This is a genomic window from Vreelandella sp. GE22, assembly GCF_968212445.1.
Genome location: NZ_OZ309110.1, coordinates 3638792 through 3652339 on the forward strand (window position 1 = coordinate 3638792; position 13548 = coordinate 3652339).

Genomic DNA, 13548 nt, shown 5'->3' on the forward strand with positions numbered 1-13548 from the left:
CACGCAAGGGACACAACAATGAACAAAGCGGATCACACAAGGGCAATCACAAGGACCCTCACAGGGGCTATCACAGGGGCCAGGGGTTGGCGCATCAAACTGGTGACCGGGGCGGCGCTTTTGCTGCCGGGCCTGGCGCTGGCTACCACGCTTGAAACGGTGCAAGAGCGCGGCAGTTTGCGCTGCGGGGTCAACGCGGCCCAGCCCGGCTTCTCGGCGCTGGACGACGAGGATACTTACCGGGGCCTGGATACCGACATTTGCCGCGCGGTGGCCGCCGCCGCCCTGGGGGAAGGCGCCAACGTCGAGTTCGTCCCGCTGGATTCGGTCGAGCGCTTCGCGGCGCTTCAGTCCGGCGAGGTCGACGTGTTGGCCCGCACCACCACCTGGACCTCTACCCGGGATACGACCCAGGGGATCCATTTCACCGGAGTGAGCTACTTCGATGGCCAAGCCTTCATGGTGGCAAGCGACCTGGGCGTACAGAGCGTAAGCGAGCTGGACGGCGCGGCGGTGTGCACCCAGTCCGGCACCACCAGCGAGCTCAACCTGGCCGACTACTTCCGGTTGAACGGCATGAGCTTCGATGCGGTGGTGTTCGACGCCCCGGAGCAGACCATCGCCGGCTTCGAGTCCGGACGCTGCGACGTTTTAAGCTCCGACGCCTCGCAACTCTATGCCCAGCGCATGCAGCTGGCCGACCCGGACATGGCCATCGTCCTCCCCGAGACGATCTCCAAGGAGCCCCTGGGCCCGGCGGTGCGCCAGGGCGACGATCAGTGGTTCAACATCGTTAAGTGGTCGCTGTTCGCCATGCTCAACGCCGAAGAACTGGGCGTGAGCATGGCCAACGTGGACGAACAACTCGAATCCGAAAGCCCGGATGTGATGCGCCTACTGGGCCGCGACGGCAATTTCGGCGAAGCGATGGGCCTTGATGCCGACTGGGCCTATCAAATCGTCAAGCAGGTGGGTAACTACGCCGAGATGTTCGATCGCAACGTGGGCGCTGACTCAGCGTTTAATATCGGACGCGGGCTGAACGGGCTGTGGCGCGATGGTGGGCTTCAGTACGCCCCTCCTATTCGTTAGCCATTTTTACCCCACTCACCTGTTTTCACTGGCCGATTCGGCAAGGTCCGCACGGCCAGTGCACCAAAGAAGCCCAACCAGTAGCCGAAGCTGCACTTTTTTGCAGCACAACTTTGGTCAAAACGTTGCGGCTTTTGCGTTGAAAAGCGCTGAATGAGCCGATATATCCTTTCTGGCATCTTCCTTGCTAGCGTTATGTGCCGTGCTTCGGCATATATAACGAACTTTAATAACGAGGAAGGGAAACAACCATGATCAATAAAAAACACGTGGTACTGCTGGCTTCCGCGGGCGCCATCACCCTCTCCGGTGTGGCAAGCGTTCAGGCAGATGTCTTGGAAGATACGCGCTCACGAGGCGCCGTGCAGTGTGGCGTGAGTGATGGTTTACCCGGTTTCTCCGCCCCGGACGACAGCGGCGAGTGGCAAGGCCTGGACGTTGACGTCTGCCGCGCCGTGGCCGCTGCCGTGCTGGGCGATGCAGACGCGGTCAACTACATCTCGCTGAACGCCGTCGAGCGCTTCACCGCGCTGCAGTCTGGCGAGATCGACGTGCTTTCTCGTAACACCACCTGGACCACCACCCGCGACACTACCCTGGGCCTGAACTTCACTGGCGTGACCTTCTACGACGGTATCGGCTTCATGGTCAACCGTGACCTAGGGCTCTCTGGTGCCGACGAGCTCGACGGCGCGGCGATCTGTATCCAGTCCGGTACCACCACCGAGCTCAACGTGGCGGACTACTTCCGCGCCAACGACATGGCGTTTGATCCGATCGTTTTCGACACCTCCGAGCAGACCGTGGGCGGCTTCCAGTCCGGGCGCTGTGACGTGCTGACTTCCGATACCTCCCAGCTCGCCGCTCTGCGCATCCAGCTCGACGAGCCGGACAGCGCGATGATCCTTCCCGAGATCATCTCCAAAGAGCCGCTGGGCCCGGTGGTTCGCCAGGGCGACGACACCTGGTTCAACATCGTCAAGTGGTCGCTGTTTGCCATGCTCAACGCTGAAGAGTACGGCGTCACCAGCGAAAACGTCGACGACATGATGGACAGTGAAAACCCGGATATCGCGCGTCTTCTGGGCCAGGACGGCAACTACGGCGAAGGCATGGGCCTTGAAGCCGACTGGGCGTACAACATCATCAGTCAGGTCGGCAACTACGCCGAAAGCTTCGATCGCAACGTCGGTATGGATTCACCGCTGGAGATCGAGCGCGGCGTCAACGCTCTTTGGAATGACGGCGGCTTCCATTACGCACCGCCGATTCGCTAAGCGTCTCGCTTGACCCCGGCCCGCCGCGCTAACACCCAGGCGGGCCGTTTGATTGATCCTGCCGTATTGCGGAGACGCTTTCATGTCAGTAAGACCCGATGCTCGCCCGGTGGGCCACAAGCCCCCTTTCTGGCGAGACCGCGCTAAACGCGCGCTCATTTTTCAGGTGCTGGTGGTGGCGGTCGTCGCCATCTTTTTGCTCTATATCGTGGGCAACACCCAGGACAACCTTTCCGCACGGGGTATCACCACCGGTTTTGGTTTTTTGGACAACACCGCAGGCTTTGGCATCGTACAGAGCCTGATCGATTACTCATCGCAAAGCACCTACGGGCGCACCTTCTTCGTGGGTCTGCTCAACACGTTGCTGGTGGGCGGCCTTGGCGTGCTGGCAGCGACCCTCGTGGGTTTCATCGTGGGCATCGCCCGGCTTTCGCCCAACTGGCTCATCGCCAAACTGGCCGCCGCCTATATCGAGATCTTTCGTAATATCCCGCTGCTTTTGCAGATTTTTTTCTGGTACTTCGCCGTTCTGCGCACCCTTCCCGGTGCGCGCGACAGCCTCGCCTTCGGCGAAGTCATGTTTTTGAACGTACGCGGGCTCTACCTGCCCGAGCCGCTTTTCGAGTCCGGCTTTGGATTGATCCCCGCCGCCTTTCTCGTGGCGATCGTGGCCAGTATCGCGCTGATCGTCTGGAACAAGCGCCGCCATGAGGCCACGGGCAAGCGCCTGCCCGCCTACTGGATCGCCTTTTTGCTGATTTTTGGCCTGCCGCTTTTAGTGCTTTTAGCCACCGGCGTGCCGATCACCTGGGACGTGCCGGAACTTCGCGGGTTCAACTTCCGCGGAGGTGTCACGGTGATTCCGGAGTTTCTGGCGCTGTGGCTGGCGCTTTCGATCTACACCGCCTCGTTCATTGCCGAAATCGTGCGTTCGGGCATTCAGGCGATCTCTCATGGGCAGACCGAAGCCGCCCAGGCGCTGAGCCTGCCGCGCAACCTGATTCTTCGGCTGGTGGTGATCCCCCAGGCGATGCGGGTGATCATTCCGCCGCTGACCAGCCAATACCTGAACCTGATCAAGAACTCGTCGCTTGCCACCGCCATCGGCTATCCGGATCTGGTCTCGGTCTTTGCGGGTACTACGCTGAATCAGACCGGCCAGGCCATCGAGGTCATCGCCATGACCATGGGGGTCTATCTAACGATCAGCCTGCTGGTCTCCATGTTCATGAACTGGTTCAACGCCCGCGTGGCGCTGGTCGAACGCTAGGGCGAGGGTAACAACCATGATTCACAATCAAACCATGATCGAGCAGCGCCCTGCCCCGAAAAGCACCATCGGCCCCGTGGCGTGGCTGCGCGCCAATCTCTTCAACGGCCCGATCAATACGCTGTTTACCTTGATCGGCCTTTACGTGCTGTATCTTTTGGTGGTGCCCACCGTGCAATGGGCGATCATCGACGCGGATTGGATCGGTACCACCCGCGAAGACTGCTCCCGGGAAGGCGCCTGCTGGGTGTTCATCAAGGCGCGCTTTACTCAGTTCATCTACGGGCTCTACCCCCGCTCGGAAATCTGGCGCGCCAATATCGTGTTCGTCGGCTTTTTCGCGCTGATCGCCTGGCTTGCCATTCCGCGCCTGCCGTTCAAGCGCTGGGTGGCGGTATTTGCGCTGCTGGTCTTCCCGGTGATCGCCTACGTATTGCTCCACGGCGGCTATTTCGACCTGCCGCGCGTACCCACGCACCGCTGGGGCGGGCTGATGCTGACCCTGCTGCTTGCCACCGTCGGCATGGTGGGGGCGCTTCCCATCGGCATCGTGCTGGCCCTGGGCCGGCGCTCCAACATGCCCATCGTCAAAAGCTTCGCGGTGGTGTTCATCGAGTTCTGGCGCGGTGTGCCGCTCATTACCGTGCTGTTCATGGCCTCGGTGATGCTGCCGCTGTTTTTGCCCTCGGAACTCAGCGTCGACCGGCTCATTCGCGCCTTGATCGGCATTACGCTGTTTCAAAGCGCCTACATGGCCGAGGTCATTCGCGGCGGGCTACAGGCGATTCCCAAAGGCCAGGACGAAGCCGCAGCGGCGCTGGGTATGACCTACTGGAAGCGCATGGGGCTGATCGTCATGCCCCAGGCGCTCAAGATGATGATCCCCGGCATCGTGAATACCTTCATTTCGCTATTCAAGGACACCACGCTGGTCATGATCATCGGCCTGTTCGATCTGTTGGGCATCGTTCAAGCGGCGCTTTCCGACTCGCGTTGGCTGGGCTTCTCGATAGAAGGCTATGTGTTCGCCGCGTTCATGTTCTGGATTTTCTGTTTCAGCATGTCGCGCTACAGCCAGTATTTGGAACGCCGCCTCAACACCGGCCACAAGAACTAACGCCGCCCTTAGGATTTCAAGGATAACCTCATGAGCGAAGCAGCTTTAAATACCCAGGACCAGATGGTCGAGATGCGCGGCGTCAACAAGTGGTACGGCGACTTCCACGTGCTGCGCGACATCGATTTCGAAGTCAAACGCGGCGAACGTATCGTCATTTGCGGGCCCTCGGGGTCGGGCAAATCGACCTTGATTCGTTGCATCAACCACCTGGAAGAGCACCAAAAAGGCGAAATCGTGGTCGGCGGCGTGCCGCTGACCCAGGACGTCAAGCGTATCGAGCAGGTGCGCAAAAGCGTGGGCATGGTCTTCCAGCACTTCAATTTGTTTCCCCACCTGAGCGTGCTGGAGAACTGCTGCGTGGCGCCGATGTGGGTGCAGAAAAAGTCCCGCCGGGAAGCCGAAGCCCAGGCCATGCAGTATCTCGAGCGGGTGCGCATCGCCGAGCAGGCCCGAAAATACCCGGGCCAGCTCTCCGGCGGCCAACAGCAGCGCGTCGCCATCGCCCGCTCGCTATGTATGCACCCGGACGTCATGCTCTTCGACGAGCCCACCTCGGCGCTGGACCCGGAGATGATCAAGGAGGTGCTCGACGTCATGGTGGAGCTTGCCAACGAGGGCATGACCATGCTCTGCGTGACCCACGAAATGGGCTTCGCGAAAACCGTGGCCGACCGGGTGATCTTCATGGACCAGGGCCAGATCATCGAAGAGAACGCCCCGGAGCCGTTCTTCAACAACCCCCAGTCCGAGCGTACCCAGCTGTTCCTGAGCCAGATTCTCGGCCACTAGGCACCGCCGTTCGCCCCTATAAGGGTGATACTGGCAGGCAAAAGCGCAGGCTGCTCACGATGTTCGGTGAGCGGCCTGGCGTTTAGCGCAGTGAGCAGTATCTGCAACGGGTCGCCGTGGCTGACCAGCAACACCACTTCCCCTTCTAGGCGGCTCTCCATCTCCTCGATGACCGCCTGCATCCGCGCCGCGACCTGGCGGACCGACTCCACCTGGTGCGTTTGGTGGTCGGCATTCTCGCCGTCCAGTGCCCATACGCTTGGGTAAAAACGGTCGCCCTGGCCGTCCAGTGAGCCAAAATAGCGCTCGCGCAAACGAGGCTCCTTTTCAAGCGAAAGCCCAAACGCTTCGGCCACACGTTGAGCGGTGTGGGTGGTGCGTAAAAAGTCCGAGTGGACGATGCGCGAAGGCGCCGGCCAGCGCCAGTCGACCACCACCGCTTCAAGCTGGCGCTCGCCGGTTTCTGAAAGCCCGAACGCACTCAGGCCCTGGGCCGGCGCGCTGATGATGAGCCCCTGTTCGTTGGCCAGGCTATGGCCGTGGCGCATTAACAGGTAGCGGTTACGCCAGCGGCCATCGCGTTGTTCTCTCTGCTGATCGAGCATCTTTTGTACCGTATGAGTGAGCGAGGGGTTTCGTTTGACCTAACGCTAAACGCTTGCCATGTTTAATCAACCATTAACGACACGGAGGACGTTTGATTATGGCAACTTATATTGTGGTGGCAGATGCGGGCAGAGCGCGTATTTTTACCCACGCAGCCAACAAGCTCACGGAAAAAGAGAGCCTGGTTCACGCCGAAGGGCAGATGCACGAAGGTGACCTGGTGACCGATAGCCCCGGGGCGGACGTACATACGTCCTCCTCCGGCGCGGCACGCTCCTCCGCCGAAGGCGGCGAAGCGCTCGAGCACGAAAACGAGATGTTCGCCAAGCAGGTCGTTAAATATCTGTTCGACGCCCGCACGAGCAACAAGATGGACGAGCTCATCTTGGTCGCCGCCCCCAAGTTCCTGGGGCTTTTGCGCGATAAGCTCGACAAGCCGACCCAGAAGATGGTAACGCATACGCTCTCGAAGGATTACAGCAAAGCCTCTGTCGATGATATCGATAAAGCCATCAGCAAGCTGAGCTAAATCCCTTGAGCACCTTGAGCGGCGCTTCTCCCATCGTGGTGCCGCTCTCGTCGATCACCTGCCCCCAACGACCCTTTCAAAGCCGTTTGCGACCCAATCCTTCCCCTCGCGCTGAAACGGCCCCCCGCGCTTCAAGAAATTACCTCGCTTGCCGATAAGCATTAAGTGATATAACTCATTCCCCCTAACAAAACATTGCCGCCCTAGCGACCAGGTCGCGCAAGGTGCTGGAGAGCCTTACGCCTGCCAGCGGCCATGGCGCCTTGCAGAGCCGGTAACACTAATCTCAACGCTGCAGAGATAAAATAAAATGCATTTTAAATCTGTCCGTACGCTGATCGCGACCCTGGTCAGCGGCTGTATCCTGGTGGTCGTCGCCGTGCTGGTGATCTACTCGCTCATTACCAACGCGCGCTCTCAGGCACTGGTAGAGGATGAAACCCATGCGCTGCTCGAACAGAACATCGGGGCCCGCCTGACCGCCATCGCGTCGGCCCAGGCCGAAGATATCCAGGGCGAGCTCGAACACGCCTTGACGCTGGCAACGTCGCTTGCGAACACCAACGCCATGCTGGGCCTGGAGGATGACGAGGGCCGCTCGCTCATGACCATGAGCCGCCGCGAGCTTTCGATGCTGATTCGCCAAACGGTGGTCAATAATCCGGATCTGCTCGACGCTTTCATTGGCTGGGAACCCAACGCCTTTGGCAACGACGCGCTCTACACCGAGCAGGAAGATTTGGGCTACGGCCCGGATGGGCGTTTTATGCCCTGGTGGTACCGCACCGAGAGCGGCGCCATCGAGGTGCTCGCGCTGGGTAGCGACATAGAAAACCAGGCGCGCGGCGACGACGGTATTCGCAAGGGGGAATACTATCTTTGTACCAAAGAGACCGAGCGCACCTGCGTAGTCGACCCGCACTGGTACGACTACAACGGCGAAAACCTGCTGGTGACCTCGTTCAACGCGCCCATCCTGGTCGACGGCGAGTTTCGTGGCAGCGCCGGTGTCGACCTTGCGGTCGATTTCCTTCAGGGGCTTCTGGAAGAAGCCAACCAAACCCTTTACGACGGTGCCGGCCAGATGCTGCTGGTCGCCTCCCAGGGGGCGCTTTCTGCCCACACCAGCGAGCCCGCCCTGCTGGGCGAAAACGCCGAGCAGGCGCTTCCCGCCGGCCTGTTGCCCGACCTTGCCAGCGCCCGTCAGGGTCAGCCGGTTCGCAATCTCGACAGCGAATCCGACATGATCGAGCTCTACTGGCCGTTCGATGTCGATGAAAGCGGCACCCCCTGGGTGTTGATCATTCGCCTGCCGGAAAGCGCCGTTATGGCGGGGCTTAACAGCATGCAAGCGCAGTTGAACGACCAGGGCCGGGCCTCCATGTGGGCAATGATCATTATGGGGCTGATCATTGCCCTGCTGGGCCTGCTGGTCAGCTGGCTACTCGGGAGCGGCATCTCGCGTCCGCTGCGCCACCTGGCCGACCGGATGCGCGATATCGCCTCTGGCGAGGGGGATCTGACCCAGCGCCTGCCGGTGCGCGGACGCAACGAAGCCGCCGAACTCGCCATCCAGTTCAACGCCTTCGCGGTCAAGATTCACGACGTACTGGTCGACGTGCGCGCCAGCAGCGAGTCCGTTCACCACGCCGCCAGCGAAATCACCCAGGGCGGTCAGGACCTTTCCCGGCGCACCGATCAGGCGGCGGCCAGCCTCCAGCAGACCTCCACCGCGATGGAGGAGATCAGCAGCACCGTGGGCCATACCACCAGCGCCTCGAAGGAGGCCAGCGGCCTGTCACAAACCGCCTCGCAACTGGCGGAACGTACCAACGGCGCCTTCGGCCAGGTGGTGGTGACCATGAACGATATCCGCACGACCTCCGATGAGATCCAGGCGATCGTCAAAGTCATCGACGGCATTGCCTTTCAGACCAACCTGCTGGCGTTGAATGCCTCGGTCGAGGCCGCCCGGGCCGGTGAACACGGCCGCGGCTTTGCAGTGGTGGCCGAAGAGGTGCGCATGCTCGCCGCGCGCAGCAGCGACGCGGCGGCGGATATCCGCCAGCGCATCACGGCCTCCACGGAAAAAGTCGAAAGCGGCACCCAACTGGTGCACGAGGCCGAGCAGGCCATGCATGAGCTTGCCGAAAGCGTGACCCGGGTGAACCAGATGCTGGGCGACATCAGCACCGCCGCCGCCGAGCAAAACGACGGTATCAGCCAGGTGAGCATTGCGGTGAATGACCTGGACCAGATGACCCAGCAAAACGCGGCGCTGGTCGAGGAGTCCACCACCGCCGCCGAGCAGCTGAAGGAGCAAGCAGAGCGCCTGGCCGAGCTGGTCGGCGGGTTTACGCTCGACAACGATTCGAGCGTCCATCCGCACGCTCTTCCCGCTCACTCGAACGATAGATAAGGGCCTTGGGCGCTGCATTCCCACCACTATCAGTATCAGGGACTTCCGGGAAGGCCCTGCACGCTCATTGTCGAGTAATCGTCATAAAAGCTTCAAGTCGCTTGGGGCGAGGTCGATAGATGATTATCGGCATAGACCACACGCTCTATTTGCTCCGCCACCTTCCTCTACAGGATGAACGTTCAATGCTGCACTCACTGCGTTTGCGCATCTTAACGGATGCCGTGTCAGCCTTACTCTCGCATCGCTTAACAAGCGGCTCAAAAGGGCGTTTGAAATGAATTTCAAATCCGTACGCACCCTCATCGCGATTTTGGTCGGCAGCTGTATTCTGTTGGTCGTGGTCGCGCTGGTCGTCTATTCGATCATCGCGAATGGGCGCTCCCACCAGCTGGTAGAGCGCCAAACGAAAGAGCTTCTCGAGCGCAATATCGAAGTCCGCCTGGATTCCGTTGCGGGGGAACAGGCCGAGCGCATCAAGGGCGAGCTGGAAAATGCCCTGATCCTGAGCGAAAACCTGGCGCGCACCAACGCCTTGATGGGTGTGACCGACGAATCCGGCCGCCCTTCCTTGTATCTGAGCCGCCGCGAACTCTCCCAGGTGATCCGCCAGACCGCCATCGATAACCCGGAACTGCTGGGCACCTATATTGGCTGGGCGCCGGATGCGTTCGGGCGTGACGAGGTCTTTGCCGGCCGTGAAGAGCTTGGCTACGGTCCGGATGGCCGCTTTCGTCCTTTGTGGTTCCGCGACGATAGCGACAACGTCGTGGTGCTTCCTCTCGATGAGAGCATGGAAAGCGAAACGCGCCAGCCCAACGGTGTCCGCCAGGGAGAGTACTACCTTTGCCCGCGCGATACGCTGACCACCTGCATCGTGGACCCAGTACCCTACGACTACGATGGTCAGGTCGTCATGGTGACCTCGTTCAGCGTACCCATACTGGTCGACGGTGAGTTCCGCGGCGCCGCCGGTGTCGATCTATCGGTCAACTTCATTCAATCCATACTGCTGGAAGCCAATCAGTCGCTCTACGACGGTGCCGGCGAAATGGCCTTGATCGCGTCGGGCGGCTCTCTAACGGCGCACACCGCGCACCAGGAGGCGCTCGGCCAACTCAGTAGCGACGTACTCGACGCGTCCCTGCAATCCTCTATTCAAAGCGCCCAGGCGGGCGAGCCCGTACGCCGCTATGACCGCGAACAGGGTGTCATCGAGCTTTACTGGCCCTTTACCATCGGCGACATCGAAACGCCTTGGGTTTTAATGCTGCGTCTGCCGGAAGGCGCGGTCATGGCCGGCCTGCAAAATCTGCAGGACGAACTGGGCGAGCAGGCCAATACGTCCATGTGGGGCATGATTCTCATGGGTCTCTTGATTGCGCTGGCCGGCCTTTTTGTCAGTTGGCTGCTGGGTAACAGCATCTCCCGCCCGCTGCGCCACCTGGCCGACCGGATGCGCGACATCGCCTCCGGCGACGGCGACTTGACCCAGCGCCTGCCGGTGCGCGGGCGTAACGAAGCCGCCGAGCTCGCCATCCAGTTCAACGCCTTCGCCAATAAAATCCACGATGTGTTGGTCGACGTACGCGCCAGTAGCGACTCCGTTCACCACGCCGCCAGCGAGATCACCCAGGGCGGCCAGGATCTTTCCCGGCGCAGCGACCAGGCGGCGGCAAGCCTGCAGCAGACCTCTTCCGCCATGGAGGAGATCAGCAGCACCGTGGGCCACACCACCAGCGCCTCGAAGGAGGCCAGCGGCCTGTCACAAACCGCCTCGCAACTGGCCACGCGCACCAACAGCGCCTTCGAGCAGGTGGTCGTGACCATGGGCGACATTCGCACGACCTCCGATGAGATCCAGGCGATCGTCAAGGTCATCGACGGCATTGCCTTCCAGACCAACCTGCTGGCGTTGAATGCCTCGGTCGAGGCAGCGCGCGCCGGCGAACACGGCCGCGGCTTTGCGGTAGTGGCCGAAGAGGTGCGCATGCTCGCCGCGCGCAGCAGCGACGCGGCGGCGGATATCCGCCAGCGCATCACGGCCTCCACGGAAAAAGTCGAAAGCGGTACGCAGCTGGTGCACCAGGCCGAACAGGCCATGCATGAGCTTGCCGAAAGCGTCACCCGGGTGAACCAGATGCTGGGCGACATCAGCACCGCCGCTGCCGAGCAAAACGACGGTATCAGCCAGGTGAGCATCGCGGTGAGCGACCTGGACCAGATGACCCAGCAAAACGCGGCGCTGGTCGAGGAGTCCACCACTGCCGCCGAGCAGTTGAAGGAGCAGGCGGAGCGCCTGGCCGAGTTGGTCGGAGCCTTTACCCTGGCCGATGAGCGTACTGGTCGCGAGCAACACGCCTCGCCGCTCTCCTTGCCCAGCCGGTAAACGGGCCGCTTTGACGCTACCCGATACGCATCGAGGGCCTCCACAGGAGGCCCTTTTTTTATGGGGCCAGACTGCAAAAAATCGTTCGCTAAAACTAAAGTCGCATCCCGAAATGCCGATAGAACGACATTCCCATTATTTCAAGACCGAATGGTCTACTCATTTACCCTCCTCCCTGACAGAGACCACGCCATGCTTTCTTCGCTACGCATGCGCATTTTGATAATCACCCTGGTGGTGATTACTTTAGCGCTCACGATCAACGCCGCGGTCAGCTACCTGACGCTAAAATCCCACAACGACAAGCAAGTGACCCAGCAGCTTGCCTCCATCTCCCAGGGCAATGCGCTGGCGCTCGAAGAGTGGATAGCGGCGCGGTCCTCCATGGTCGAAGCGGCGCGTGGCCCCGTGCTGACCGGTGATCCTCTTACACACTTAGTGCAGCTGGCAGATTCGGGAGGTTTCATAGCCGCCTTTTTCGGCCAAGTCGATGGTAGCCATCTTTCCTCCGACGGCTGGATACCAGGCGATGACTACGACCCTCGTCAACGTGGCTGGTACCAAGCCGCCGTTACCCAGGACAGCACCATTGTCACGCTTCCCTACCTGGACGATAATAGCGGTCAGTTAGTGGTTACCTTGGCCTCCCCGGTCAAGCGCAACGGCCGCCTCGTGGGCGTGGTCGGCGGCGATGTCGAGATCGACAACCTGATCGAACAGGTCAACGCCATTCAGCCGACCCCGTCGAGCTTCGCCTTTCTAAGCAGCGGCGGCGAAACCCTGATCGCCCACCCGGATGCGGCGCTGACGCTTCAGCCGCTGACCGCGCTTAGTCAAACCCTCAGCCCGGCGACCATCGAGCGGCTCAACGCAACGCGTAACGCCTGGGAAGACATCGAGATCGATGGCCGACACAAACACATCGCCTCCACGCCCATTGCAGGCACCGACTGGGAGCTTAGCGTGGCGCTTGACGAGCGCGAAGCCACGGCGGGCCTGCGAGCCATGATCCACTCGGCGCTGGTGGTACTGCTGATCATTCTCGTCGTTACGGCCTTACTGCTGAGCGTGTGGCTCAAACAGATGTTCAAGGGGCTCGAACGTGCCCGGGACGCGCTGGACGATATCGCCAGCGGTGAAGGCGACCTGACCCGCCGCCTGCCCGAGCAAGGGCGCGACGAAGTGGCCCAAATCAGCGGCGCTTTCAACCGTTTCGTCGACAAGATGGAGTCGGTGTTGCTCGACGTTCGCACCAGCAGCCAGTCGGTGCACCATGCGGCCAGCGAGATCGCCACCGCTGGCCAGGATTTGTCGCGGCGTACCGACAACACCGCCGCCAGCCTGCAGCAGACCTCCGCCTCCATCGAGGAAATCACCAGCACCGTGCAGCAAACCGCGGCATCTTCGAAAGAAGCCAACAAGCTCTCGCAAACCGCGTCGGAAGTCGCCAATGAAGGCGGGCAAGTGGTCGCGGGCGTGGTGACCACCATGGAGGAGATCACCACGGCCTCGGACAAGATCGGTGAGATCGTCACCCTGATGAACAGCATCTCGTTTCAGACCAACCTGCTGGCGCTGAACGCCTCGGTGGAGGCCGCGCGCGCCGGCGAGCACGGTCGCGGCTTTGCCGTGGTGGCCGAAGAAGTGCGCATGCTGGCCAGGCGCAGCAGCGATGCGGCCAACGATATTCAAAAGCTGATCGAGGATTCCCAGAGCAAGGTGAATAACGGCACCACCCTGGTGCGTAACGCCGGTGCCACCATGAAAAGCATCGTGGAACACATCACCCGCGTGTCCGACGTGCTCGAGGAAATTACCGCCGCGACCGGCGAGCAGAGCGACGGTATCAACCAGGTCAACATCGCGGTGGCCGACCTGGACCGCATGACCCAGGAAAATGCCGCCATGGTGGAGGAGTCCACCACCGCCGCCGAGCAGCTAAAAGAGCAGGCGAATCACCTGGCCGTGACGATCGGCAGCTTCAAGCTTTCCGAGCGCGCAAAACCGCCGCTGACGGAGAATCAACCCACGCGCTCGCTATCGTCGTTCTAATC

The 13548-nt window shown here is 61.1% G+C and carries 10 protein-coding genes; 9 read left to right on the forward strand and 1 reads right to left on the reverse strand.

Going from position 1 to position 13548, the window contains the following annotated elements; genetic code table 11:
• Positions 1-18 precede the first annotated feature (18 nt).
• The 5 genes from ACWHRL_RS17075 to ACWHRL_RS17095 all read left to right on the forward strand — a co-directional run bounded on the left by ACWHRL_RS17075 (position 19) and on the right by ACWHRL_RS17095 (position 5551).
• Positions 19-1092, forward strand: coding sequence for an amino acid ABC transporter substrate-binding protein (locus tag ACWHRL_RS17075; RefSeq protein WP_447894603.1), 1074 nt, complete (start codon positions 19-21; stop codon positions 1090-1092).
• Positions 1093-1343: 251 nt separating this feature from the next.
• A complete protein-coding gene (locus ACWHRL_RS17080; protein ID WP_447530257.1) occupies positions 1344-2369 on the forward strand; it encodes an amino acid ABC transporter substrate-binding protein in 1026 nt (341 codons plus the stop codon).
• Positions 2370-2451: 82 nt separating this feature from the next.
• Entirely contained in the window at positions 2452-3642 is a 1191-nt protein-coding gene (locus ACWHRL_RS17085) for an amino acid ABC transporter permease (protein WP_447894604.1), read from the forward strand.
• A 16-nt stretch (positions 3643-3658) separates the two neighbouring features.
• Positions 3659-4759 carry an amino acid ABC transporter permease gene (locus ACWHRL_RS17090; protein WP_447894605.1) on the forward strand — a complete coding sequence of 367 codons (1101 nt, stop codon included), beginning with the start codon at positions 3659-3661 and terminating at the stop codon, positions 4757-4759.
• A gap of 63 nt (positions 4760-4822) precedes the next feature.
• Complete coding sequence (locus tag ACWHRL_RS17095; protein ID WP_447896194.1) at positions 4823-5551, forward strand: amino acid ABC transporter ATP-binding protein; 729 nt, start codon at positions 4823-4825, stop codon at positions 5549-5551.
• Here the strand turns inward: ACWHRL_RS17095 and ACWHRL_RS17100 are convergent.
• Positions 5548-6156 (reverse strand): histidine phosphatase family protein, encoded by a 609-nt coding sequence (locus ACWHRL_RS17100; RefSeq protein WP_447894606.1) that lies wholly within the window; start codon positions 6154-6156, stop codon positions 5548-5550. The two genes, ACWHRL_RS17095 and ACWHRL_RS17100, sit on opposite strands and share 4 nt — an antisense overlap.
• 98 nt (positions 6157-6254) lie before the next feature.
• Between ACWHRL_RS17100 and ACWHRL_RS17105 the strand changes: the two genes are divergently transcribed.
• The 4 genes from ACWHRL_RS17105 (at position 6255) to ACWHRL_RS17120 (ending at position 13546) form a co-directional block, all read left to right on the forward strand.
• Positions 6255-6686 carry a host attachment protein gene (locus tag ACWHRL_RS17105; protein ID WP_447530261.1) on the forward strand — a complete coding sequence of 144 codons (432 nt, stop codon included), beginning with the start codon at positions 6255-6257 and terminating at the stop codon, positions 6684-6686.
• 310 nt (positions 6687-6996) lie between these two features.
• Positions 6997-9105 carry a methyl-accepting chemotaxis protein gene (locus ACWHRL_RS17110; protein ID WP_447894607.1) on the forward strand — a complete coding sequence of 703 codons (2109 nt, stop codon included), beginning with the start codon at positions 6997-6999 and terminating at the stop codon, positions 9103-9105.
• A 277-nt stretch (positions 9106-9382) separates the two neighbouring features.
• Entirely contained in the window at positions 9383-11494 is a 2112-nt protein-coding gene (locus ACWHRL_RS17115; protein ID WP_447894608.1) for a methyl-accepting chemotaxis protein, read from the forward strand.
• A 192-nt stretch (positions 11495-11686) separates the two neighbouring features.
• Positions 11687-13546 (forward strand): methyl-accepting chemotaxis protein, encoded by a 1860-nt coding sequence (locus ACWHRL_RS17120; protein WP_447894609.1) that lies wholly within the window; start codon positions 11687-11689, stop codon positions 13544-13546.
• Positions 13547-13548 lie beyond the last annotated feature (2 nt).

What these genes read in the sequence shown, in the direction of transcription:
- ACWHRL_RS17075 (WP_447894603.1), top strand. Translation starts at nt 19, where the DNA reads ATGAACAAAGCGGATCACACAAGGGCAATCACAAGGACCCTCACAGGG.
- ACWHRL_RS17080 (WP_447530257.1), top strand. Translation starts at nt 1,344, where the DNA reads ATGATCAATAAAAAACACGTGGTACTGCTGGCTTCCGCGGGCGCCATC.
- ACWHRL_RS17085 (WP_447894604.1), top strand. Translation starts at nt 2,452, where the DNA reads ATGTCAGTAAGACCCGATGCTCGCCCGGTGGGCCACAAGCCCCCTTTC.
- ACWHRL_RS17090 (WP_447894605.1), top strand. Translation starts at nt 3,659, where the DNA reads ATGATTCACAATCAAACCATGATCGAGCAGCGCCCTGCCCCGAAAAGC.
- ACWHRL_RS17095 (WP_447896194.1), top strand. Translation starts at nt 4,823, where the DNA reads ATGGTCGAGATGCGCGGCGTCAACAAGTGGTACGGCGACTTCCACGTG.
- ACWHRL_RS17100 (WP_447894606.1), bottom strand. Translation starts at nt 6,156, where the DNA reads ATGCTCGATCAGCAGAGAGAACAACGCGATGGCCGCTGGCGTAACCGC.
- ACWHRL_RS17105 (WP_447530261.1), top strand. Translation starts at nt 6,255, where the DNA reads ATGGCAACTTATATTGTGGTGGCAGATGCGGGCAGAGCGCGTATTTTT.
- ACWHRL_RS17110 (WP_447894607.1), top strand. Translation starts at nt 6,997, where the DNA reads ATGCATTTTAAATCTGTCCGTACGCTGATCGCGACCCTGGTCAGCGGC.
- ACWHRL_RS17115 (WP_447894608.1), top strand. Translation starts at nt 9,383, where the DNA reads ATGAATTTCAAATCCGTACGCACCCTCATCGCGATTTTGGTCGGCAGC.
- ACWHRL_RS17120 (WP_447894609.1), top strand. Translation starts at nt 11,687, where the DNA reads ATGCTTTCTTCGCTACGCATGCGCATTTTGATAATCACCCTGGTGGTG.